Source organism: Lysinibacillus telephonicus (assembly GCF_003966145.1).
Classification (GTDB): Bacteria; Bacillota; Bacilli; order Bacillales_A; family Planococcaceae; genus Ureibacillus; species Ureibacillus telephonicus.
In genome coordinates, this window is record NZ_RXNR01000052.1 from 1 (window position 1) to 25,444 (window position 25,444).

Below are 25,444 nucleotides of genomic sequence, written 5' to 3' on the forward strand. Positions count from 1 at the left end.
CGCTCGACTTGCATGTATTAGGCACGCCGCCAGCGTTCGTCCTGAGCCAGGATCAAACTCTCCATAAAAGAAAATTTGATAAAAGCTCTAAATTACACTGGCATCATATTTGATGTCCAAATTTTGTTCCGTTCACTGACGAGGGTCAGCTACTAAAAACTTTATTTCATTAACGTTTTGTTGTTCAGTTTTCAAGGTTCATTTTAAGTTGTTATTTTCGACAACAACTTTTAAAGTTTAACATATTTAAAACTAGTATGTCAAGCGAATAAAATCACTATTTTTCAGCAACCTTATTATTATAACTTATCCAAAAGGAAACAACAACACTATTTGAAAATATCTTTTTCAAAATTGTTCGCGTCCTTAAGGACAAGTAATAATATACTATACACTAAAATATAAATCAAGATATTTTTCTAAAAAACTTACTTATAATTTTAAAATCAACAACAAATAGCATAATCCCTGCTATTACAATCATTCCGCCAATTACTTGCGTTGCAATTAGATTCTCCGCAAAAATAAAATATGCTAATATGGCAGCACCAATTGGCTCGAATAATACCGCGACTGAAATAACATTAGTACTTACCCATTTCAGAGCCCAGTTAAACAAAGTATGTCCTAATAAATTTGGAATAATCGCAAGTAACAAGAACCACATCCAATCTACCGCAGGATATGGACCAAACGATTCTCCTTTTAATAGTACATAAAAAAATAAAACTACTGTACTTATTGAATAAACTACCATTGTATATGTAATTAATGTAATTCGTTTTCGTACATCTTGTCCAAAGAGTAAATAACCTGTTACTAACCCACATGCAATCAATGCAAGAATATCCCCATAAAATGCAGTTCCACTTATTTTAAAGTCTCCCCAACTAATTAAAACACTCCCTAAAATTGCAACGGCACCTGAAATAATCGTTTTAGCTGATAGTTTTTCTTTAAAGAAAAAGTATGTACCTACAAATGCAAACAATGGCTGGAGAGTAACAAGCACAGTTGAACTTGCTACTGAAGTGTAATTTAATGATTCAAACCATAATATAAAATGAAATGCTAAAAAAATACCTGCAATTGAAGAAAAAATCCAATCTCTTTTTGAGAGTATTTTAATTTCATGTACATATTTATAAAAGAATATAGGGCTCATAATTACTACAGAAAAAAGCATTCTATAAAAAGCAATAACCCCTGCATCTGCGTTCGCCAATTTTACTAAGATTGCGGACAATGAAATTGAAATTACACCGATGATAATTGGTATGTACGGATGTATGCCTGGTTTATCCATTTTTTCTAACCCCATTCTTTATATTTTTGCTATATTAATAAAACAAGAGATTAATTCTTATTTTGTCATTATTACCCACCGTTATCAAGATAAAAAAGGAGGATTGTAATTGGATGTAATTTTTAGCGAACCGTTCTCTTACGAAATTATCGTAAAACTTATAGTGGCTGCAACTTTAAGTTTAATCATCGGCATCGAAAGAGAATTAAAAAAGAAACCGGTTGGCTTAAAAACCAGTTTAGTTATTGCAACTTTTAGTTGTTTATTAACAATTATTTCGATTGAAACTGCATATAGTACACCCGCGCGTGACGATATTAATATTACAATGGATCCTCTTCGTTTAGCAGCACAAATTGTCAGTGGCATCGGATTTTTAGGTGCTGGTGTAATTTTACGAAAAGGAAACGACAGTATAACTGGATTAACAACGGCTGCAATGATTTGGGGTGCTGCCGGGATTGGAATTGCGGTAGGTGCGGGCTTTTATATAGAAGCTTTTGCGACAGTTGTGATTGTCGTAATCGGTATTGAGTTAATCGCTCCTTTTTTATTGAAAATAGGTCCAAAAAGAATACGAATGAAGGAATTAGTCTTAAAAGTACGACTAGATGAAGAGGAGAACATTCGTAAGCTGCTTGCTTTTATGAAGGAAAATGAAATGCATATTGATAATATCCGCATAAAAGACATTCCTGTTTCATCAGAACAATTTCTTTACGAAGTCGATATGCGCCTCTCAACATTATTTCGAACAGATACTTTAACGATTTACCAAACTTTGCATTCACTTCCCTATGTACAAAAAATAGAAATAGAAAACTTAGGTTAATTGGAGGATTTTAAATGGGTGAAATTTTTAAATTATTAAAAGGTGGGAATAAACCTTCGCTAGTTGCAGCATTTGTCAATTTATTCTTAGGAATTCTTAAGGGCGTTGCTTACTTCTTTACTGGAAATGTCGCCATGTTCGCAGAAATGATGCATTCTTTAGGGGATGCAGCAAACCAGTTTTTCGTTTTTGTCGGTTCTGCATTATCTAAAAAAGCACCGACTAAACGTTTTCCAAATGGTTTTGGACGCGTTGTCAATCTCGTTTGTTTAGGTGCCGTTTTAATAGTAGCAATTCTTTCGTACGAAACAGTTAAAGAGGGCTGGCATCATTTTATACATCCAGCTACCGAGTCAGAAGGAATGTTTATTGCTCTTGGTGTTTTGCTTATTGGTACAGTACTAGAAGCAACTGTTCTACATAAAGCAGCAAAAGAGGTACTTCATGAAACTGGTCAAGAACACAAGGGGCTATTAGCTTTCCCAAAATCAATTCCTTATTTAAACCGCGCAAAACCTGCGACAAAGCTTGTATGGATGGAAGATTTAGTTGCTACAAGTGGGAACGTTTTAGCATTTTTAGCCATCATTATTGCTCATTTTACAGGATTTTATGCTCTTGAGGGCATCGTTTCAATGATTATCGGAATCATGATGTTTTATGTTGTAGGTCGTGTATTCTTGGATAATGCTCGTGGTGCTATTGGTGAAACAGATGAAGAAATGTTAATTCATATAGGTAATTTAGCAATGGAAGACCCGCACGTAAGTGATATCAAACGATTAGAAGTCATAAAAGAAGGGGAATTTTTACATGTTGATCTTGTTGCAGAAACAGATCCAAATCTTTCCCTAGCATATTTAGACGATGTACGTGACCACCTTGTAGAACTAATTATGAGTCAAAAGGGTGTGACTAAGGTAACCATTTCCTTCGATGAAGAAGATGATGTTTCTGAATGGGAACGTCATTTAAAAACTTATACAAAAAACCAGTCAGATGAAAAGAAATAAAGAGTTTTTGCAGTTCAACAAAAAATCGATTTGCCACACTATTTAGTGAGCAAATCGATTTTTTATAAAATTCCATATGAAATTTATTATAAAGACATTTCTAATATTTTTCGAACATCTTCTGCCTGTAATGTTTTAAATCTACCGAAAGGTCCATTTACCATTGATTTTTCAACTAAAATATCTAATTGTGAATCATCAATTTCGTAATCAGCGAGTCGACTTGGAGCACCAATTGATGTCCAAAATTCTCTCAACCGTTCTATTCCCTCTAACGCTACTTGTTCAGTTGTTTTTCCTTTAGGGTCTACGTTAAATACTCGTGTTGCTAAACCGGCAAAACGTTCTGGGTTAACTGATAGATTGTGACGCATCCAGTTAGGGAAGATAATTGCCAATCCTCCACCGTGTGGAATATCGTATACAGCAGAAACAGAGTGTTCTATATTATGCGTTGCCCAATCCCCGCGAGAACCTATAGATAAGAAGCCATTAAGTCCAATTGTTCCTGCTAATAAAATAGTTTCACGCAGCTCATAATTCTCAAGATCTTCAATTAATTTTGGAGCAGTATTTATGACTGTACGCAATACTCCTTCACACATTTCATCTGTAATAGGTGTATTTGTTGCGTCATGGAAGTACTGTTCAAAAACATGCGACATAATATCAACCATGCCGTAAACAGTGTGAATTTTCGGTACACTAAATGTATACGATGGATCTAATATTGAAAACTTCGGAAATACTAACGGATGTCCCCATCCATATTTTTCTTTTGTTTCTTCATTTGAAATTACAGAGCCTGAATTCATTTCAGAACCTGTTGCAGCTAGGGTAAGAACAGTTCCTAAAGGCAAGGCATCAGTTACTTGAGTTTTTTTAATAACAATATTCCATGCATCTTCGTCTACTTTTGCACCGGCCGCAATTAATTTAGAACAATCAATAACAGAACCACCGCCTACTGCTAAAACAAGATCGATGGATTCTTTTTTACAAATTTCAATACCCTTCCGCGCTGTTTCAACTCTCGGATTCGGTTCGACTCCACTTAGTTCAAATACCGTTTTACCAGCTTTTTTGAGAGTGCTTACTACAGCATCGTATACTCCGTTGTTTTTAATGCTGCCTCCACCATATACAATCAGCACTTTATCGCCATACTGTGCCAGCTCCTCTGGCAGTTTTTCTAAGGCGTCTTTTCCAAAATGAATTTTAACTGGATTATAAAATGTAAAGGAATTCATGAAACCTCCCCTTTCTATTTGGATTTTCTCACGTTTAGATTCAAAAAAGCAAAGAATTGATACGGAAAACAGACAATAATCAAGCTCACATCACTAATTTTATGTTATTTTGCCTCCACCTTTAACTAGTTGATTAGTAATCAAAAAAGTTAAAGTTAACGGATGTGATAATGTAGATATCATACCATTTTGAAGTAAATTAATTTTGGAGAATTTCAAAGTAGCTATTCGATTAGCTAATGCATACTCTTGTTTATTTGTAAGAGGCAAACCATCTATATGGTTGCCTAATATAAAGTTTCCTGCAATAGAATCTTGTAGAACGTTCGGGTGCATTGATTGATAATACACTTCCATTATGTCGTCTTCTTCATTCATTAGATTATGTTTTATTAAATAATCTTTTAGTGCCCCCTTTAAATCGATAGCAATTGCAGTTTGGCCTAAAATAGCCCGATAGTAAACAGGAACAACGTCCGCTTTTCCTAAATAAGGGGATACCTCCGCAACTATTTTGCCCGACTGATGTACAATAACATAATGCTAGCTTCACTTTGTCCGTCCGTCAGGGAAACAACTGTTTTTCCTGGTGCTAAACTTACAAAATAAATAATGTCCCCAGTTATATAACCAACTGCAATCTGTCTATCTTCAATGTCGATAGAAATTGCCTTTAATCCTAAAACATCTATATTATTATTCAGCTCTACCTTTTGAATACAAAAACAATTTTCGACATTGTCATGATTTATTAAACGTTCTTCTAACAATTTATTTATCATTTCCAATCGCCTCCCAACTAACTTTTTTTACTATTAATTTTAGAAAAGTTAGCTGGACAATTTCTGAACATAATATTCTATAATTCGACATATTCAAATAATAGAAAATTATTCAATCATAAAACGAAAAAGCAGGTGAAGAAAATTAGATACTATTTTTCCCCACCTACTTTTCGTATTTTATATTTATAATTATACTAACGAAATTATGTATTCTTCATAAACTTGCTTTATTTTATAAGGAATTGGGATGGCTAAATCTCGTTCTAGCTTCTCCTTAATATGTTCATATAATTGAATAAATTCTATTTTCTTGTTTTGCTCTGCTAAAAACTTCATAAGTAAATACATATATTGTTCATTATACTCATCTAATTCAAGCATTTTTTGCAAACAACTTAATTTTAATAGTGAATTAGTGCTATCTTCACTTGTGGCATATGATTCTAATATGTGCAAAACACTTTGTTTAATAAATATTTGTGTTTGGGTAGCCCAATTCAATTCCTCTTCCTCTAAAAAATCACCTCTATATAAATTTAAAATTTGTTGAATATCCACCAGACTATGTGAAGGCTGATCTAATAAAGTTAACATTTCATCATAATCGCTGTTTATTCGGATATTAAATTGATAATGATTGTTGACAAGTTGAATCGGGTTTTCAATACCATTTTGTTTAAGCAGCTTTCTAAGCTGATAAATGGTTGTATGTAAGTTTGTTGCCGCTTTTTCATATTCTACGTCTGGCCAAAGCGTTTCTGTAATGACTACATTTAATATAGGTCTTTTCTGATGGAACCATAAATATAAGAACAGCTCTCGTACTTTTTTAGTACGCCATTTGACAGTTTGCTGATTGACATCTAATAATTGAAAACTTCCAAATGTTCGTGCATACATTGCAGCCTCTTGTTTTGCAGGTTGTAATTCTTCACTAATGCTTACCGATTCATTTGCCCTTAAAAGTGCCTTTTGTAGTCTTTTTCTATGAACTGGCTTCATTAGATAGTCTGTTACCCCCACAGTAAAAGCATCAACTGCGAATTGAGCGTGGGCAGTTATAAAAATAATTTGTATTTTAGGATTTAATTTTAGAAACTCACTTGCCACATTTATTCCGTGATTAGCACCCATTTCCATATCTAAAAAAACAATATCAATATGAACCTTTTCAAGCAAAGTATACGCATCTTGGACGTTAGTAAATGCCCCTTTAATCGTGATAGGAACTTCTGTAATTTCTTTTAGCATTGAAGTTAATAAATCAAGTGCCAATCTTTCATCATCGATTAAAATTACATTCATTTTCAATTCACCTTCTTTTTAAGTTGTTGAACTTTTCGAGCTTCCCTTATGGATTGTTAGCAATATTAATCTGGTTAAATCTTCTATAAAAGTTTTTGTATCTTATCATGTCATATTTATAAATTTTCACTTTGTGCGTCAAATCATGTTAAAAAATAGATCAAATAGAAATTTATATATCATATATTATCGTCCACAATATATTAAATATTTAGCAAAATGTTTAGTATATTTTTTCAAAATACAAATAATCAATATCACCTTATTAAGAATTACAATAATATCCTAATACACAAAAAAATACCTAAAAGAATTACCTTAATAATTATTATTTTTAAATAGTAATATTAAAATAAATACGTACTTACCATTCTATTTAAAACTATTCTTCTTAAAATAGGTTAAAAGCCCGTTTATCAATTTAATTGATAAACAGGCTAATATTCATTGGAATGATTTTAATTTTTTCATTGTTTTATTACTTTAATTGTACAGATATAGCTACATCCGAAGTTTTTTCATTAGCTGTAAGGATGACATCCGCTCCATCCGCTGAAATTGAGAAACCTTCAAATTCATTGGAAAACACTGTTGCAATAGTTGATGCTAAGTCAGTAGCCGTCATTCCACTTGATAAAGTGACTACTTTCTCTATTTCTTCTCCACCAACTGTAATAGCAACACTTTGATTGCGCGTACTTGTTCCTGTCAGCTCAATTACATCAGATATTGTAAATGAAGCAATTTGCTCTGATCCTTCTGATGGGATTAAACTTGGCTGAATTATCTCAGCTTTATACGTATTTCCCGGATAGCGTATGCTTCTTGTCATTACCGGGTCTTTTCCACTTGCAACCTTTTCTGTTACAGTTACAACCGTATAAGGGCTTCCACCAAGTTCTAAAACTGTATCATATTTTTCAATGGCAGTCCCTGTTTCAATTTTCTTCATAACCCCACCACTTACCTGAGCAACATATACTCCATCTAAAGCAAATCCTTCTCCATTTGTAGTAAGGTTTATATCAACAGAAAACTTATAAATTCCTTGTTGTGTTACTGTTATAGGCTCAGCACCATTTTGTGTAATAGTGACATCAGAAACTTTGAATGCTCCTACTGCACTTGGCACTATTAATTCTTCTAGACTTTCATCAATGGAATTGTTGGCAGCATCTACTAAGTTATTTACCTTTACAGTTACTGTATCAGCTGTCGTAATATCATTTTGTAAAGTAACAGTTAACTTCTTTTTATCTTCTGACCAAACACCTGACTCCAGATTAAATTCTTGATCACCAATAAATAATTCACTGAAAGTTAATGGTTCACTAAATGTCAGCTCAACACTTTCACCCATACTAGCTTTTCCATCGGAATTACTATCTACTAATGTTGCTAAAGCAATTGTTGGTACTTTATTTTCCTTAATAGTAACTTGGAAATCTTTCGTTTTCGTCATACCATTATGTGTAAGTGTTGCTGTTAATGTCACCACATCATCTGCATCATCGTTGTTGCTTCTAATAACAGTACCATTAGCATTAATTGTTGCACCATCAACTGTATTAGCAGCCCATGAAACTGAAACGCCATCTACATCAGTTGGTAAACTTAAAGCCTCCATTACTTCCTGTAATGATGGATTATTAGCTTTAATTAAATTCTCATCAATTTTTGCCCATGCATTATCAAGTGCTGCTAAAGATTCAGGATCAAACTCATACGGAGCTTTTCTTTTTCCAGAAGCCGCGGCATCTATATCAAATACAGTAGTATCCGAAACGTTTAAATTTGAATAGTTGACATTATTTCCGATACCAAATCCATCTGCACTTGGAGCTGTGACACTAATTTCATTTGTGCCATTCAGTGTTAAACTAGAGCCATCTCCTAGACGAATTCCATATACTACATCAGTGTAAGTACTTACTTCCACATCTATTTTACTATCAGTAATATTTACAGTAGCACCTTGGGCAGTTTGAATAGTCCTAGAACCTCCATTTGCACCATTTGATGAGACTGTAGAATTAATAATATCTATTGAAGCACCCGCTGCATCAGCTCGTATACCATATGCAGAATAAGCAGGATTATCAGCTTTTGCAAAATGAACCGAAATATTCGAATCTTTTATAACTAGTTTTGCATTAGCATTTTTTAATAGAACCGCTGAATATCCATAACCACCCGAAGCTGGGGCATCAACTGTTGCATGTTCAAATGTAACTTTTGCTGATCCACTTATATAAACTGGTCCACGATCTCCATTTTGTGCGCCTGAAAAACCACCTGTTACCATTAGATTTTTCAATAAAACTTCATTTTGAGTTGCTGTAACCCCTAACCCACCAGAAAATACCAATTTATTCTGACCGTCAATAATGACTGGGTTAGCTAGGGTCACTTTAGGAACAGAAATCGTATCTGTTACAGAATCATCCACTGTAATTATTTTTACAAGACCATTTACTACATGTGAATGGTTAACACCGTTAGCTACTTCTGCACCATCATTCACACGTAATATAGTAGTAGTACTTACATTGAGTGTTTCTCCATTTGCAAACGTTACTTTTTCTGTTTTGCCATTTTTCGTAACATTTACTGATTTTAATGTAAATGTGCCAGAAGCAATAGTACCAGAAGCTACATCATCAGCACCATAGCTAAATTCCACACCTTCTACCGGTACACCATATCGAGAAACCGTAATAGCACTCGCTACTTTTTCTGCAGCCTCACTAACAATAGTTCCATCTACATAGTGGAAATCACCAGTTAAATTTGGAGTAACAATAGTGTATTCATATGGCTCTAGCTGTAGTGTTACTGGATTAGTAATACTTTCTCCACCATTTGCATCTTTTACTGAACCTTCTACTAGGGATATTGCAGAGCCAACTTTAAATACATTCGGACTTGATGTATCTCCACCAATAGTCATTGTTAATGTTGTTCTATCATCTGACCAAGTTGCTTTAATTGGATATGCATCGTCCCCCATTCCGAAGACAAAATCTTGACCAAATAGATGCTCATCAATTTGATGATCTTCTGTAGTCCCTGAGTACACTACTGGCTCACTAAAGACAAAGGTAATACTGTCTCCCGCTGAAGTGTCGCCATCTAGATCTACATCATTTAAAGTAGCACTCACTAAGTACGGCTTATTCGCTTCTACAATTGTTGTATCAATCGTTGCATCCTTAGTAGCTGAGCCGTTTGTTGCTGTAACATTTAAAGTAATTTGGTCATTATTGTTATCAGCACTATCTTGCGTAACTACTCCACTACCAATGTCAATGCTTGCATTATGTTCTCCGACTTTTGTAGCCGAATTCCATTTAAAGCTTGTACCGTTAGGACCTGATGTAACTAAATCAGGTGGTGTTGATACTTGCTGAAGACTTGGGTTGTCCTTTTTAATCGTTTCAGGTAATAACGCAACATCCACTGTTAGTTTTAGCTCATCTTCTGTTAATGCTTCACCCTTGTCCTTAATTGCCGCTTTCACCGCTGCTGTAACATTATCCACATTATCAGCTGTAATTCCTTTAAGATCCACAGCTTCGTAAAGCTTCAGTAAATCTTCTGCTGTTGGAGCTGGTTCTGCGCTTACTTTATCTTGCACTACTTCAATTGGACGTTTAATCGTGTGAGTAATGTTACCTCTTGCATCCATCGTCACAATAATCTGTGCTTCTTTTACAGAAGGTGCATCCTCTTTTACCGTAATAACTGCTGTTCCGGCAACGTTTACCGTAATATTGATTTTGCCATCAATTATTTCTGCAGTAGCTACATTTTCATTACTTGATGTAACAGTTGTTCCAATCATTCCAACAGCTAATGGGTCAGCATTTTCTGCATCAATCACATTATTTACTGTTAGTAATTGTGGTTCTGCTCCTAGAATTACTGTATCAATTGAAGCATCCTTTGTAGCTGTACCGTTAGATGCTTTAACGCCTAATTTAATTTGATCACTAACATTATCAGCATTGTCTAGAATTACTTCTCCATTTTCAAGGTTTATGCTTGCACTATGATCCCCTACAGGTGTTGCAGAAACCCAATCAAATACAGTTCCATTTGGACCTGCTGTAATTAAATCAAGTGGCGTTGATACTTGCTGAAGACTTGGGTTATCCTTTTTAATCGATTCAGGTAATAACGCAACATCGACTGTTAGTTTTAACTCATCTTCTGTTAATGCTTTACCCTTGTCCTTAATTGCCGCTTTCACTGCTGCTGTAACATTGTCGACATTATCAGCTGTAATTCCTTTAAGACCTATTGCATCGTAAAGCTTCAGTAAATCTTCTGCAGCCGGTGTTGGTTCTGCATTTATTTTATCCTGTACTACTTCAACTGGACGCTTGATCTTATGGGTAATATTCCCATTGGAATCTACAGTTACAATAATTTGCGCTTCTCTTACGGAAGGTGCATCCTCTTTTACCGTAATGATTGCTGTCCCAGGACCTTTTGAAACAATATTGATTTTGCCGTCCTTCAGCTCAGCTATCGCTACATTTGCACTGTCCGATGTAACTGTAGTACCAACCATCCCAACAGCTAATGGGTCAGCATTTTCTGCATCTACAACATTATTTGCTGTGATTGTTTTTGAAGTAAATCTGTCGGAAGAATCGTTATCTTTATCTCTTCCTCCACCTGAAGAGCCTCCACCTGTTGAAGGTCTAGTAACATCTGAAATATCTGTAACATTACCAATAGATGGTGATCCACCTGTTGGATATTTAACAGCTTCACTTGTTGAAATATTTTTAGGTTTAACAAGTGTATCAATAGTAGTATCTTGCGGAACAATCAACGTACCATCGTACTGTTGTACCTCTACTTGCTGTATATGTGTTTTATTAGCAAGCGTTACATCAATTGGTGTTTCAATCGTTAATTCGTTCGTTTCAAGTGTCCCATTTACTTTGACATCTTGGTCGCCATTAAAGTTAATAGCATTGATTTTTCCTGCAACTTCAATTTCAGAAACGTTGCCACCAACATTAATAGACGGTGTTGAGTTGTCAGTAATAATTTTTGTTTTATCACGATTTACAACAATTTCACCAGTAGTTGTATTAGTAAGTTTAATAACCGAATCTTGCTCTCGATTTTCTTCTCCCTCAACTATTAATCGACCATTTAAATTGAGGCTATTAAATTCTATTTGTTTTTGATCACCAGTTTTTATTGTGATATCTCCAGTGATGTTTGAATTTGCTAGATTTATATAATCGCCTGCAATAGTAATATTTGCTTCGACAGTTCCACCGTTTAAATCTAATGTTAGTGGTTTTTCAGCTGTACCACTGTTTAATAGTTCAACGTTATTAATACCCACTACCTTTGTTCCGATTTTAACAAAGTCTAGATTCGCATCATTTAGAACTGTTAAATTGCGTTCATGAAGAAGAGGTTGTAACTCTTTCGCAATATAATAAACTTGCCCATCAATTGTTATTTTATTGTCTTCAATTGAAGAAATAACATTTGCATCAGGCTTGCGATTATCACGATAGTTTGTAGTCTTTTCAGCACGAATAGTAAAAGCTGCCATATTCGCACGTGTTACAGTATCACCGCCGCCGTAGCTTGTATCTGTTTGACCAATTGTAACTCCTAAGTCAAATAATGTTTGGATATAAGGTGCTGCCCAATGCGAAGAAGAAATATCCTCAAATGGTAGTGTAATTGTCGAAGTTGGCTGTAACCCATAACCATTTACTAATATTTTCGCCATTTGATTGCGGGTAATTGGAGTATTTGGTCTAAACGTTCCGTCTTCAAAACCATCAATAATGCCATTTTCACGTAATGCTGCTATGTAAGGGTAGTACCAATCACCTTTTGACACATCAGAAAAGCTAATTTGGTAATCTGTCGTTACATCTAATCCTAAGTTTAACGCTAAAATTTTTGCAGCATGTGCTCGTGTTAGTAGACCATTCGGTTTGTAAGAACCATCTGGATAGCCACTAACAAAACCACGTTCAAATAATTCATTTACATATTCATAGTAATCAGAAGTTGTCTTTACATCTTTAAAAACATCTTCATCTGTATTTGCTTTTGATACATCTGGTGCTGTTACTGCTAGTGCACTTGTCGCCATTGCAGTAGCCATTGCAGTTTTAAAGATTTTGTCATACAGTTCTGTATCTTTTTTCATTAAACAAGCTCCTTTCATTCTTACACTGATATCGCTGATAGTTTACATAAAACGTCTGAACAAATTCTGAACAAATCAGAATAACTTCTAATGAAATCTATTTTTGTACTATTAATTAAGTATATTTATCATATAAATATCTTTTATTACTAAAAAATAAATCTTTTAACATATTATTTTTAATTTTTAAAAAACGACTAATTACTTATATACTTAAAACTTAATATTATTCATAAATTAAAAAACATAAAAATTTGAGGCCAAGTTTGCACTTTTTCAAATGATTTCACTTCAGTTAGGAAAGTCTTAATCAGATTTTAAAGAAAACTGTTATTTATGGTTACCACCGTTTTTTTGGAAAGGTATCTCGGTATTACAGGAAAAATCAGGGATAATAAAAAAGAGGTGACCCAAACTTATTGTTTAGGTCACCCCTCTTTTTTAAATGGATTCGGTTCAAATAGTCACTTATTTTATTCCTTATTATAAAGATATTCGTTTCCATCTTCATCCAAAATGTATGAATGAGAATTTGCTGCTTCTTCAAATTTCTATAAGTGCCCAGTGTGTTTCATTCACATCTGAGAAGCTTGGTGTTATTATGCCATTTAACAAATGTTTTCAAAGTATTGTGACAAGTCACTTCTAAATGTTTTATACAATAAAAAAGAATGCAAACAAAATCAATTCTGACTTTGTCTGCACTTTGAATTTTCGTCCAATTATAAATCAAAAGAACTCATTGTAGGGAAGCTTTATCTACTGTTACACCCATCCACGGAAGCGGGATGCTTCAGCTGTACGGCGAACACCAACCATATATGCAGCTAGGCGCATGTTAATGTTGCGAGTTGTAGCAGTAGTGTATACATTTTCAAAAGCTTCTACCATTTTTTTATACAGTTTTTCGCGAACTTCTTCTGCTGACCAGTAGTAACCTTGGTTGTTTTGTACCCATTCAAAATAAGATACTGTTACACCACCAGCAGATGCTAATACGTCAGGCACTAATAGAATGCCGCGCTCAGTTAAAATTTTTGTAGCTTCAGCAGTTGTTGGGCCATTTGCAGCCTCAACCACGATACTAGCTTTAATATCATGAGCATTATCAACAGTAATTTGATTTTCAATTGCAGCTGGCACTAAAATATCACAATCTAATTCTAATAATTCCTGATTCGTAATTGTATTTTCGAATAATGTAGTTACAGTTCCGAAACTATCGCGGCGGTCAAGCAAGTAGTCAATATCTAAGCCATTTGGATCGTGCAGTGCACCATAAGCATCTGAAATACCAATTACTTTTGCACCAAGATCGCTCATAAATTTCGCTAAGAAACTTCCTGCATTCCCAAAGCCTTGAATAACAATGCGTGCACCTTTAATATCGATTCCGCGTTTTTTTGCTGCCTCTTGAATAACAATTGTTACACCTTCAGCTGTTGCTCGATCGCGTCCTTGAGATCCACCAAGTACAATTGGTTTACCTGTAATAAAGCCTGGTGAATTAAATTCATCCATGCGGCTATATTCATCCATCATCCAAGCCATAATTTGAGCATTCGTAAATACGTCTGGAGCAGGGATATCTTTAGTTGGTCCAACAATTTGACTAATCGCACGTACATAACCACGGCTCAAACGCTCTAGTTCACCCATTGACATTTGGCGAGGGTCACAAATAATTCCGCCTTTCCCTCCACCATAAGGTAAATCAACAATACCGCATTTTAAAGTCATCCACATTGAAAGCGCTTTAACTTCGTCCTCACTTACCATTGGGTGGAAACGAACCCCACCTTTTGTTGGTCCAACAGCGTCGTTATGTTGAGCACGGTATGCAGTGAATACTTTCGTAGTCCCGTCATCCATTTTCACCGGAATACGAACATGTAGCATACGAAGAGGTTCTTTTAATAAATCATACATCGCTTCGTCATAACCCAGTTTATTTAATGCTTCTTTAATTACATCTTGTGTCGAAGTAAAAAGATTTAAATTTTCAGCCATAGATATCGCCTCTTTAATTTTAGTAATGATAATATCTCGCAAACATTGTAACATAAATTAATTCTTATTTGGCTATTAATATCTGTACAATTTCTAATACATTCTTTTTAATTAGATATGTGAATTTTATTATTAATTTAATATCATTTTTTGTAAGAATGTATCACATTATACCGTTGCGTTTGAAAAACCATCTTAAAAAAAGCAGACGCCCAAAACGCCTGCTTTTTATTTTATAAAAATTAAAGAGATTCGGACACAGTTTTGGCTTGCATATGGAGTGTCAAGTAATCAGGACCACCAGCTTTAGAATCGGTACCAGACATGTTGAAGCCGCCAAAAGGCTGGTAGCCAACAGTTGCGGCAGTACATCCACGGTTGAAGTATAAGTTGCCCACGTGGAAATCTTTGCGAGCTTTTTCTAAGTTGAAACGATTGTTAGAAATTACTGCACCAGTTAAACCGTAAACTGTATTATTTGCAATGTCGATTGCTTCATCAAAATTATTTGCTTTTGTTAAAGCTAATACAGGCCCAAAAATTTCTTCTTGCATTATCCGCGCTTGCGGATCTACATCAGCAAACACTGTTGGGTTAATGAAAAACCCTTTTGAATCGTCGACTGTACCGCCAGCAACTAAGCGACCTTCACCTTTGCCAATTTCAATGTACTCCGATATTTTCTTAAATGCACCGCCATCATTTACAGGGCCAACAAAGGTTTCTTCATTTGTTGGATCACCAACAACTAATTCATTAGTTAATTCAACTACACGATTTAAAACTGTTTCATATGCTTGATCTCCTACGATAACTGCACGAGAACATGCTGAACATTTTTGTCCGCTGAAACCAAATGCACTTGTTACGATTGATTGAGCAGCCAATTCTAAGTCTGCATCATCATCTACTACAATTGTATCTTTACCGCCCATTTCAGCGATTACGCGTTTAATCCAAATTTGACCTTCATTTAATACAGAAGCACGTTCATTAATACGCAAACCTACATCACGAGAGCCTGTGAAGCTAATGAAACGAGTTCGAGGGTGGTCTACTAAATAATCCCCTACTTCAGCACCTGAACCAGGAATATAGTTTACAACTCCTGCAGGTAATCCCGCTTCTTCCATTATCTCCATAAACTTATAAGCAATTACTGGGGTTGTTGAAGCTGGTTTTAATAAAACCGTATTACCAGTTACAGCAGCTGCAACAGTAGTACCTAGCATAATCGCAAAGGGGAAGTTCCATGGTGAAATAACCACGCCTACACCTAATGGGATGTAAGTATACTTATTTATTTGGCCAGGATTTTCTGCTACAGGTTTTCCTTTTGCAAGCTCTAACATTTGCCGACCATAATATTCTAGGAAGTCGATTCCTTCGGCAATGTCCCCATCTGCTTGGGGCCATGGTTTACCAGCTTCTTTCGTTAACCAAGCACAAAGCTCGAATTTGCGGCGGCGCACGATTGCAGCAGCTTTAAATAAAACTTCAGCACGTACGACAGGGTCTACTTTTTTCCAAGTGTCAAAAGTAGAAAACGCAACCTGCATTGCTTTTTCGGCTAATTCCTGGCTGGCTTTTGAGACAACACCAACAACTTCCGTTTTATTGGCTGGATTATATGATGTAATCTTTTGTTCAGTAGTAATGCGTTCTCCACCGATAATTAATGGATACTCTTGTCCAAGTTGACTTTCAACCTTTTTTAAAGCTTCTAAATAAGCTTGACGATTTGCTTCAACCGAAAAATCAGTTAGCGGTTCAGATTTGTATGGAATCATTTGATTAATCCTCCTTCATATCATTACTCATAGAGTGCGTGGATAATTTAAAAATCATAAGTATTAATTTTAAATTTCTATTATAAAGATTGTTGCATCATTCAAACTTGTAATTAAAACCATGCTCTAGTTTCAAAAGTAGTTAAATACTTAATTACAGAAATCTAATTTTTTTGATTACCGTCCTATATTATTAATTTGCTACAATGGCAAATTCTATTCCTTCTACTCACGCTTATGTATGAATGGTAAAAAATAAAGAAGGCAAGCGGTTAATACCACTTACCTTCTTTGCTTTAATGTCCTGATTGCTCGATCCAATCTTTTAATTTTTCCTTTAAAGATTTAAACCCGTTCGCATCATTTTCATTAACATGATCCTGCAGCGTTTTTCTTGGCTGTTCTTTTTTCTTTTGAGGAGGTGCAACTTGTAACGCACGTGTTGATAAGCTTATCTTATCTGAATTCTCATCAACATCTAATATTTTCACTTGAATTTCATCCCCAATTTTTAAATAATCCGCAACATCTTTAACGAAACCATATGTGATCTCTGAAATATGGACGAGACCCTGTGTTTGTTCGTCTAATGCAACAAACGCTCCATAAGGCTGAATTCCAGTTACTTTACCCGTTACAACTTCACCTACTTCATATTTTTTTGCCATAAAACTTCCTACTTTCTTTATCTACGTAAATGTCATGTTAAATTATAACATATGTATATACGCTGAACAAAGAATCACCCTATTACCCAAAATTTGTCTTTTTTGATACTTATTAATTTTAATTTAGCTTTTGAACGCAAGATAAGTTAATTTGAAAGTGATTCAGTTTTGCTATCTACTTTAACTAACTTCCTAAAGTTCAACATTGATAAGACATTTATCAAAATTAAGTCTTGCGAGTATCTCTGATCATTTGATTTTTAACAAAGTATTCACATAATTTCGATAAAAAAATAATTATAATATATACTACTAGAAAAAATTAGAAAGGAAGGAGATTAAGTTGAAACAAAAACTTCATGAACAATTAAAAATTTTACGAGAAGAACGCAATTGGTCATTAGAGGATTTATCAAAGAAAACTCAGGTAGGCGTTGAAAAATTAGCTCTTTATGAAAAAGGTGAGCTAGTCCCTTCAGTTCAAACGATATTAAAACTTTCCAATGTACTAGAAGTGCCAGCATCAAATTTAATGGACGGAATTCAGGCATAAAATAAGGATTTCCTTAAATTTTAAGGAAATCCTCTCTTTTTTATTTCAAACGATGCATTTAGCTTCAAATTTTATCGCAATCAATTTATAGGAGATCGCGACACACTTTTCAATAGGAATCCACTGTTCAAAAGAATGTTCATATGTTGTTTGAATTACTTTTGCAAGCTTTGAAGGATCATCAATCCCTTGAAGTGCAGCAACAACATCCGCACATTCTGTATCATAGCTATCTACACCAAGTTGAAACGGGTCCCATTGTTTTAAAAGCTCGATCGCTTTTTGATTCATCTCAATATTTTCCAAAGTTTTCACCCTATTTTTACAAATTACTATGATATTATATAATACATATCAAAAAAAAGAAATGAGTGATGCTTGTGTTTAACTTTGATGAACAGTTTAATCGAAAAAATACAAATAGCTTAAAGTGGGATTTATTTAAAGAGCGTGTAAAAGCTAAATATAATGTAGAAGACGCTTCTGAAATATTACCTATGTGGGTAGCTGATATGGATTTTGCAATTCCACAAGTAATTACAGATGCCATCAAAGAAAGACTAGACCATCCTATATTCGGATATTCTTATGTAAGTGATGCTTGTAAAGAGGCAATTCAAAGCTGGTTCGAACGACGCCATAATTGGACAATCGATCCAAACACAATTATGTTTCATCAAGGAGTAGTTCCTGCACTAGCAACGATTATCGAAACTTTTACTGAACCTGGCGATAAAATTTGTATTTCAACACCAGTTTATCCGCCTTTCTTCAGCATTCCTAAAGCACAAAATCGTGAAGTGATTGAATGTGATTTAGAATTAATCAACAATTCTTTTGAAATTGATTTTTCGAAGCTCGAAGAACAATTTAGATTAGGTGTTAAAATGTATATCCTATGCAGCCCACACAATCCTGGAGGTGTAGTGTGGTCAAGAGAAGATCTAGAGAAGCTTGTTCAATTATGTATTCAATATGACGTCTTATTAATCTCTGATGAAATTCACGCTGACATTGTGTTTGATGGATATAAACATATTCCAACTTTAACTGTTAAAGATGCAGAAAAAGCAAAAATTATTACATGCATTGCACCAACAAAAACATTTAATATCGCTGGGATTCATGCAGCAATGATGGTTGTTCCTAATGTTGAACTGCGCAATAAGCTCAACTTAAACAAAGCTGCTCATGGTCGTGATGATTTAAATATCCTTGCATCAGCAGCTGTAAAAGCAGCCTATGAAGAAGGCGAACAATGGGTTGACGAAATGATTGCTTATGTATCAAACAATATGGACTATGTTGTTGAACAGTTGAATCAATTAGAAGGTATTCGGGTAACAAAACCTCAATCAACATATTTAATATGGATTGATTATCGTGGAACAGGTCTTTCCGAAGAAGAAATGATGCTCCGTTTATTAGAAAAAGGAAAACTAGCAGTTGAACCAGGTACTAAATATAGTGAGGCTGGTAGAGGCTTCCTGCGAATGAATGTTGCATGCCCATTAGCAACTGTTAAAGATGGCGTTGAACGATTTAAAAAAGCTTTATCTTAAAATCTTTAAAGAATCAGTGATCTTTTCACTGATTCTTTTTTACTATCCCCACTATTAATTCCCCTCTTTTTTCCTATTCCTCTTTCAACTCAAATCTACTTTATTTATAATATAGTAATATACAATCTAATCTTAAAATTATAAAAATAGATACTTGTTAAAATGGGGTGTATATATTGTTGTAGCACATACAACAAATCATTATGGAAAAATTATCTCTACAATTTAAAATGTTTATCTTTTCATTTGTTATCGTACTTTTTTCCATTATAACGAGTGGCGCAATGATGATTCATAATATTGCGGGAGCTTTCGAAAAAGAATTCGGTGCTAGAGCAATTGCTATCGCAAGAACTGTTGCTCAAATGACAGATGTTCAGGAAAGTGTCGGAACAGATGATGGGTTCGAAGTAATTCAACCTATCGCTGAACGAATTCGATTAGCAACAGATGTCGACTATATTGTTGTATTTGATATGAATGGTGTTCGGTACTCCCACCCTTCTGAAAGTAAGATTGGCACAATACTAGAAGACATTGATGAAAATGTAGCATCTTCGCAGCATGAATATATTTCAAAAGCTCTTGGAATTCAAGGCTTTTCAATTCGAGCTTTCGTACCCATCATGAATAGCGATGCAACAAAACAAGTAGGGGTTATTAATGTTGGGATTTTATCACCTAAATGGTACATCTTAGTGGGACAATATAAATCCGATATTTTAATCTCTTTATTTTGGGGTATTGTTATTGGTATGATTGGCTCTATTTTAATTGCAAATCATATTAAGCGGCAAACACTCAATCTAGAGCCTTACCAAATTGCTCGAATTGTGCAAGAACGGTCAGCTATCATGCAGGCAATGGATGTTGGGATTCTTGCAACAGATGAAAGTGGAAAAATCACTTTTATTAATCGTTTAGCGAGGCAATATACACACTTTTTCTATAAGGACGGTACACTCCAAAAATTATTTAAAGATACATGGCTTGCTGAAGAACAGATTGAACGGCACGACAGCTATCGTCCACTACTGCTCTTTGATCAAATGTATCTAGTTCGAACTTTTCCAATTCGTATACATGAAAAAAATGCCGGTTTCTTAATAATGATAACAGATCGAAAGGAAGCGCATACATTGGCAGAAGAATTAACCGGTATAAAGGCACTTGTCGATACATTGCGAGCTCAGCATCATGAATCTTTAAACAGACTACATAGTATAGCTGGTTTAATTCAGCTTGACCGAAATGAAGATGCATTAAGCTTAATTATTGATGAAATCACTGATGAAGAAACGGTTATTCAAAAACTGCGGGATAAAATTCACGATTACTCTATACAAGGTTTATTATTAGGAAAACACTCACGCGCCAAGGAACTAGGGATTGACTTAAAGTTAGATGATGACTCCTATTTACTTGACTTCATGACAGGTTTTTCTGGCGGCGATATGGTAACCATCATTGGAAATTTATTAGACAATGCAATGGAAGCGTGTTTACCAAAAGAAACACGCGACGTCAATATTCTACTCCAAGGTGACAAACACTTTTTATTTATCGAAGTTCAAGATAGTGGGATTGGAATTAAGGGGAATCCAAATAAAGTATTTGACTATGGATATAGTACAAAGAAGCGAGATGGACATGGAATTGGAATGGCTCTAATTAAACAAATTATTGATTCAAATAAAGGAACAATCCATATAGCAACAGAGATAAACATCGGAACAACCATAACTATCAAAGCAGGGGTGAGAAATTCATGACAAATATTACTGTATTTATAGTAGAAGATGATCCAATGGTTTTAGACGTTAATAAAAGCTTTTTACAAAAAATAACGGGTTTTGAACTTATAGGGGAAGCACAAAACGGAGAAGATGCTATTAAGCAAATCATCAAAAAGAAACCAAATTTAGTTCTACTCGATATGTATTTGCCAGATATTTCTGGTATGGAATTATTCCTAAGGCTTCGAAATGAACGTCTTCCAAGCGATATCATCATGATAACCGCCGCACGCGATGCAAAAACTGTTCAAGAATTCATTCGAATGGGTGCATTTGATTATTTAGTAAAGCCATTCCGTTTCGAAAGATTTCAAACTGCACTGCAAAATTATTATCAAAGTACAAAAAAATTAACTGCTTCAACAACATTATTACAAGAGGACATCGATGAATGGTTTGGACATAAGCATGAATCTCACACTCTACCAAAAGGATTAAATGACATTACGATGAAGCAAATTCAAGATGCATTGAATGAAATTGATGGTCCAATCACTTCCGAACAACTTGCACAAAACGTTGGAATGGCTCGCGTAACTGTTAGGAAATATTTAGATTTCTTGGCGAACAAAGGGAAAGTTCATATCGATTTAAAATATGGGACAGTTGGCCGCCCAACAAAATTTTATTCAATTAAATAAGAAGAAATGCATACGGGACTCTTTTAATGCGAGTCGTTTAATGTAGGCATTACTCATTTTACCTAAACCCTATGTATTGGCCACATAAACTTATAGTACGATTGCCATTCATAAGCTTATAAACTCAATGTTTATAGGCTTTTTTATTTGTTTTATAACAGAGACAAAATAAAAATAATTGTTATATACCACAAATACCAAAATGTCCATTATCACCACAATATTGTGAATTTTATTAAATCTATTATGATAAATTTAATCGCATTTAACTCTGTCAGGAGCGGATAGAAATGAGACCTGTCTATGGAATAATTACATTTAGTTTTATTGCCATGATCGCTATTATTGTGCTCATTTCCTATCAACCAAAAGAATATCCGACCGACTATGAACAATTAAGTACTGATGAACGAATTGTAATTCGTTTTTCTCACGTTGTAGGTGAAAATACCCCAAAAGGGATGGCAGCGAGGAAATTTGCGGAACTAGTAAAGGAACGTAGCAATGGTTATATAGAAGTGCAGGTTTTTTCAAACGGAACTCTTTATAAAGATGGCGAGGAAATGAATGCGCTTTCTCGTGGAGATATTCAGATGATAGCACCTGCGATTTCAAAACTAACTGAGCTAGTTCCTGAAATTTCTGTATTAGATTTACCCTATGCTTTTTACACCCTTGATGAAGTACATGAGTTTGTTCAAAGCGACGCAGGTAATAAATTAACAGACAAACTAAAAAATCATAACTTGCTCGTAGTCGGACTATGGGATAGCGGGTTTAAACAAATAAGCAATAGTATCCGACCTATAGAGCATTATAGTGATTTAAGCGGTTTAAGAATGCGAATTATGCCAAGCAATATTTTGGAAGAACAATATGCTGCCGTTAATGCACAAACAAAGCGGATAGATTTCAACACTGTTTTTAATCAATTACAAAAAAGAAATGTAGACGGTCAAGAAAATACGTTGACGAATATTACCAGCAAAAACCTTTTTTCTCTACAAAACTATTTAACAATTAGTAATCACGGTTACCTCGGCTATTTCCTGCTATTTAATTTGGACTTTTGGAATAGTTTGCCGGAGGATGTACAACAGCTATTAACCGAAACATTGGCGGAAGTACAAGAATGGGAATGGGAATTAACAAAACAGTTAAACGAAGAAAAATTACAGGATATTGAAAATTGTCAATGTATTCAAATTCACTATTTAAGTGATGAAGACCAAAAAGAATGGGAAGAAAAATTTGAACCCGTTTATGACTACTATAAAAATCATTACGGTGACGAATTTATTAAAGCGCTTCCAAAGAATCAACAGGAATAACGCTTTCTATTTCGGTTAAAGAGAGATGATTGCCATCTCTTTTAACAATATAAATTACTAAAGATTTAAGGGGGACAAGAAAATGAAAAAATGGTTATTGCTAACGATTATTAGTATTTTCGCATTAGCATTAGCAGCCTGTGGCGGAGGAGAAGAAGGAGGAGGCAGCAATAAATCAAGTGAAGAATATACTGCTGAAAATCCGTTAATCATCAAATTCTCTCACGTTACTGCTATAGATAGTGTAAAAGGTCAAGCAGCAGACAAATTCGCTCAATTAGTTGATGAAAAAACTGAGGGGAAAGTTAAGGTAGAAGTTTACCCTTCTTCACAATTATATGGAGACAACGATGAACTTGATGCGTTAGTATCTGGAAACGTACATATGATCGCTCCATCTGTAACAAAAATGGTGAAAATTGACCCACGTTGGCAATATGTTGACATGCCTTATCTATTTGAAGACGAAGAGCATGTTCAAGCATTCTTTGAATCTGATGTAGCAAAAGAGTTAATGAACTCTGATGCATTAGCTGCAAACGATATTAAAGGGTTGGCATTCTGGCCAAATGGTTTCAAACATTTCTCAAACAATAAACACCCATTAGTAACTGTTGAAGACTTTAAAGGTTTAAAATTCCGTGCACAAGCTGGACAAGTGTTAGAAGCACAATTTGAAACTTTAGGTGCAGGTTCTGCAACAATCGCATTCGGTGAAACTTATGCAGCACTTCAACAAGGAACTGTAGATGGCGCTGAAAATCCATACAACAACTTCGATACAATGAAGTTTTATGAAGTACAAAAATACTTATCAACATCACAACACGGTCGCCTTGACTATGCAATTTTTGTAAACAAATCATTCTGGGAATCAATTCCTGCTGATCTTTTAGCACCTGTTGAAGAAGCTCTTGCTGAAGCAACTACTTATGCACAAGAATTAGCAGCTGAAGAAAATGCGAAATCTTTAGAAAACGTAAAAGCTTCAGGTGTTGTAGAAGTTTACGAAATGACACAAGAAGAACGCGATGCTTTAAAAGAAGCTTTACAACCTGTTTATGAAGAATTCGAAGAAATAATTACACCTGAATTAATCGAAGGTATCAATGCTTTAAGATAGTTTTATTTTGAGTGCCGATCATTCGGCACTCCCTCTTTATTTAATCTAAAAGGAGTGAGACTAAAAATGCTACAGAAAGTTTGGACGTACCTTGAAGAAATAGCATCTGGGGTTTTCTTTGCAATTGGTATCTTTTTAATTTTCTACGGAGTTATTATGCGCTATGTTTTGAATGACCCGCAAGCTTGGGTTGAGGAAGTAGCACGCTACGCTATTATTTGGGGCACGTTTTTAGGATTTGGTATGGCTTTAAAGCACAATCAACATATTCAAGTTGATATCTTATTCGATAAATTAAATAAACCAATGCAATTTATACTAAATATTGTAGCGACAACTTTAAGTATTATCTTCTGCTTAATTTATACATATTACGGATATGTGCTTGTAGAAAATCGTTACACATCTGGAATGGTATCACTAGATGTAGGGATTCCTATGTGGGTTGTTTACTTAATCTTACCAATTTCAGGAATACTATTTTTACTTCGTTTCATCGAGAGATTCGTAAACATTCTGCGTAGAAAGGGTGAAGAATATGCTAACCCTCTTAATTAGTTTCTTCGTATTGGTATTTTTACGTGTTCCTGTTGCCATTAGTTTAGCATTATCTACTATTTTCGTTCTATTTATGTCCGATTTTAATATGAACATGATGCCGCAGCGTATGTTTACGGCTCTCGACTCCTTCCCTATGATGGCCATTCCTGGTTTCGTATTAGCCGGTGTTATTATGGCTCGCGGCGGTATTTCAAAATATTTAATTGAAGCATTGCGTTCATGGGTTGGCCATTTACCCGGTGGACTTTCAGTTGTTACGATTTTAGCCTGTGCTATCTTCGCAGCGATTTCAGGTTCTTCCCCTGCAACGGCTGCTGCGATTGGTTCAATTATGATTCCAGCGATGCTGGCTGCTGGGTATGATAAAAAATATTCTTTAGGGCTTGTAGCTGCTGGGGGTACGTTAGGTATTTTAATTCCTCCAAGTGTACCGTTAATCATTTATGGTATTACTTCAGAAGAATCGATTGGTCAGCTATTCATGGCTGGGGTTATTCCTGGACTTGGTTTAACAGCCGTTTTAATTATTGCTGCCATTATTTATGCAAAACGAAATGGCTTCAAAGGTGATGAAAAGGCTTCATGGAGTGAACGTGGCCGTAAATCATTAAAAGCAATCTGGGGTGCATTTTTACCGATATTAATTTTAGGTTCCATTTATTCTGGTGCAGTTACTCCAACGGAATCAGCAGTTGTAGCGGTTGTTTATGGTCTTATTG

General features: G+C 34.9%; 20 protein-coding genes and 1 rRNA gene. 10 read left to right on the plus strand and 11 right to left on the minus strand.

Annotated elements, in window-relative coordinates:
* Positions 1–68: ribosomal RNA gene (locus EKG35_RS15250) — 16S ribosomal RNA — on the minus strand; the annotation flags it as partial.
* Positions 69–406: 338 nt separating this feature from the next.
* Positions 407–1,306, minus strand: coding sequence for a DMT family transporter (locus EKG35_RS15255; RefSeq protein ID WP_126295398.1), 900 nt, complete (start codon positions 1,304–1,306; stop codon positions 407–409).
* A gap of 109 nt (positions 1,307–1,415) precedes the next feature.
* Between EKG35_RS15255 and EKG35_RS15260 the strand changes: the two genes are divergently transcribed.
* Together EKG35_RS15260 and EKG35_RS15265 are read left to right on the plus strand one after the other, a co-directional pair.
* The gene (locus tag EKG35_RS15260; RefSeq protein ID WP_126295399.1) at positions 1,416–2,138 is read left to right on the plus strand and encodes an MgtC/SapB family protein; all 723 of its coding nucleotides are present in this window, start codon (positions 1,416–1,418) and stop codon (positions 2,136–2,138) included.
* 14 nt (positions 2,139–2,152) lie between these two features.
* On the plus strand, positions 2,153–3,151 hold the full coding sequence (locus tag EKG35_RS15265; RefSeq protein WP_126295400.1) for a cation diffusion facilitator family transporter: 999 nt from the start codon (positions 2,153–2,155) through the stop codon (positions 3,149–3,151).
* An 86-nt stretch (positions 3,152–3,237) separates the two neighbouring features.
* On the opposite strand, the gene EKG35_RS15270 is transcribed toward EKG35_RS15265, so the two are convergent.
* The 8 genes from EKG35_RS15270 to yugI form a co-directional block, all read right to left on the minus strand.
* Positions 3,238–4,401 carry an iron-containing alcohol dehydrogenase gene (locus EKG35_RS15270; protein ID WP_126295401.1) on the minus strand — a complete coding sequence of 388 codons (1,164 nt, stop codon included), beginning with the start codon at positions 4,399–4,401 and terminating at the stop codon, positions 3,238–3,240.
* Between the two features lie 99 nt (positions 4,402–4,500).
* Positions 4,501–4,779, minus strand: a complete 279-nt coding sequence (locus tag EKG35_RS21320) for a hypothetical protein (RefSeq protein ID WP_246020420.1) — start codon at positions 4,777–4,779, stop codon at positions 4,501–4,503.
* A gap of 131 nt (positions 4,780–4,910) precedes the next feature.
* Entirely contained in the window at positions 4,911–5,183 is a 273-nt protein-coding gene (locus tag EKG35_RS21325) for a hypothetical protein (protein ID WP_246020422.1), read from the minus strand.
* A gap of 192 nt (positions 5,184–5,375) precedes the next feature.
* The gene (locus tag EKG35_RS15280) at positions 5,376–6,491 is read right to left on the minus strand and encodes a response regulator (RefSeq protein WP_126295402.1); all 1,116 of its coding nucleotides are present in this window, start codon (positions 6,489–6,491) and stop codon (positions 5,376–5,378) included.
* 478 nt (positions 6,492–6,969) lie between these two features.
* On the minus strand, positions 6,970–12,690 hold the full coding sequence (locus tag EKG35_RS15285) for an S-layer homology domain-containing protein (protein ID WP_185807782.1): 5,721 nt from the start codon (positions 12,688–12,690) through the stop codon (positions 6,970–6,972).
* 765 nt (positions 12,691–13,455) lie between these two features.
* Positions 13,456–14,700: a Glu/Leu/Phe/Val family dehydrogenase gene (locus EKG35_RS15290; RefSeq protein WP_126295404.1), complete on the minus strand. Its 1,245-nt coding sequence runs from the start codon at positions 14,698–14,700 to the stop codon at positions 13,456–13,458.
* A 242-nt stretch (positions 14,701–14,942) separates the two neighbouring features.
* On the minus strand, positions 14,943–16,490 hold the full coding sequence (pruA, locus tag EKG35_RS15295; RefSeq protein ID WP_126295405.1) for an L-glutamate gamma-semialdehyde dehydrogenase: 1,548 nt from the start codon (positions 16,488–16,490) through the stop codon (positions 14,943–14,945).
* Between the two features lie 296 nt (positions 16,491–16,786).
* Positions 16,787–17,158, minus strand: coding sequence for a S1 domain-containing post-transcriptional regulator GSP13 (yugI, locus tag EKG35_RS15300; RefSeq protein ID WP_126295406.1), 372 nt, complete (start codon positions 17,156–17,158; stop codon positions 16,787–16,789).
* Positions 17,159–17,501: 343 nt separating this feature from the next.
* On the opposite strand from yugI, the gene EKG35_RS15305 reads away from it, so the two are divergent.
* Positions 17,502–17,711, plus strand: a complete 210-nt coding sequence (locus tag EKG35_RS15305; RefSeq protein ID WP_126295407.1) for a helix-turn-helix domain-containing protein — start codon at positions 17,502–17,504, stop codon at positions 17,709–17,711.
* A gap of 45 nt (positions 17,712–17,756) precedes the next feature.
* Here EKG35_RS15305 and EKG35_RS15310 read toward each other — a convergent pair whose 3' ends face one another.
* Complete coding sequence (locus EKG35_RS15310; RefSeq protein WP_185807783.1) at positions 17,757–18,017, minus strand: DUF1871 family protein; 261 nt, start codon at positions 18,015–18,017, stop codon at positions 17,757–17,759.
* 68 nt (positions 18,018–18,085) lie between these two features.
* On the opposite strand from EKG35_RS15310, the gene EKG35_RS15315 reads away from it, so the two are divergent.
* The 7 genes from EKG35_RS15315 to EKG35_RS15345 form a co-directional block, all read left to right on the plus strand.
* Positions 18,086–19,273 (plus strand): MalY/PatB family protein, encoded by a 1,188-nt coding sequence (locus EKG35_RS15315; protein WP_126295409.1) that lies wholly within the window; start codon positions 18,086–18,088, stop codon positions 19,271–19,273.
* A gap of 203 nt (positions 19,274–19,476) precedes the next feature.
* Complete coding sequence (locus tag EKG35_RS15320) at positions 19,477–21,045, plus strand: ATP-binding protein (protein ID WP_246020424.1); 1,569 nt, start codon at positions 19,477–19,479, stop codon at positions 21,043–21,045.
* Positions 21,042–21,710 carry a response regulator gene (locus EKG35_RS15325; RefSeq protein WP_126295410.1) on the plus strand — a complete coding sequence of 223 codons (669 nt, stop codon included), beginning with the start codon at positions 21,042–21,044 and terminating at the stop codon, positions 21,708–21,710. The genes EKG35_RS15320 and EKG35_RS15325 overlap by 4 nt, the downstream gene beginning before the upstream one ends.
* A gap of 290 nt (positions 21,711–22,000) precedes the next feature.
* Positions 22,001–23,041, plus strand: coding sequence for a DctP family TRAP transporter solute-binding subunit (locus tag EKG35_RS15330; protein WP_126295411.1), 1,041 nt, complete (start codon positions 22,001–22,003; stop codon positions 23,039–23,041).
* An 82-nt stretch (positions 23,042–23,123) separates the two neighbouring features.
* Positions 23,124–24,164, plus strand: coding sequence for a DctP family TRAP transporter solute-binding subunit (locus EKG35_RS15335; protein ID WP_126295412.1), 1,041 nt, complete (start codon positions 23,124–23,126; stop codon positions 24,162–24,164).
* Positions 24,165–24,230: 66 nt separating this feature from the next.
* Entirely contained in the window at positions 24,231–24,722 is a 492-nt protein-coding gene (locus EKG35_RS15340; RefSeq protein WP_126295413.1) for a TRAP transporter small permease, read from the plus strand.
* On the plus strand, positions 24,703–25,444 hold a 742-nt coding region (locus tag EKG35_RS15345), incomplete at its 3' end, for a TRAP transporter large permease (protein ID WP_126295414.1). The genes EKG35_RS15340 and EKG35_RS15345, both read left to right, overlap by 20 nt.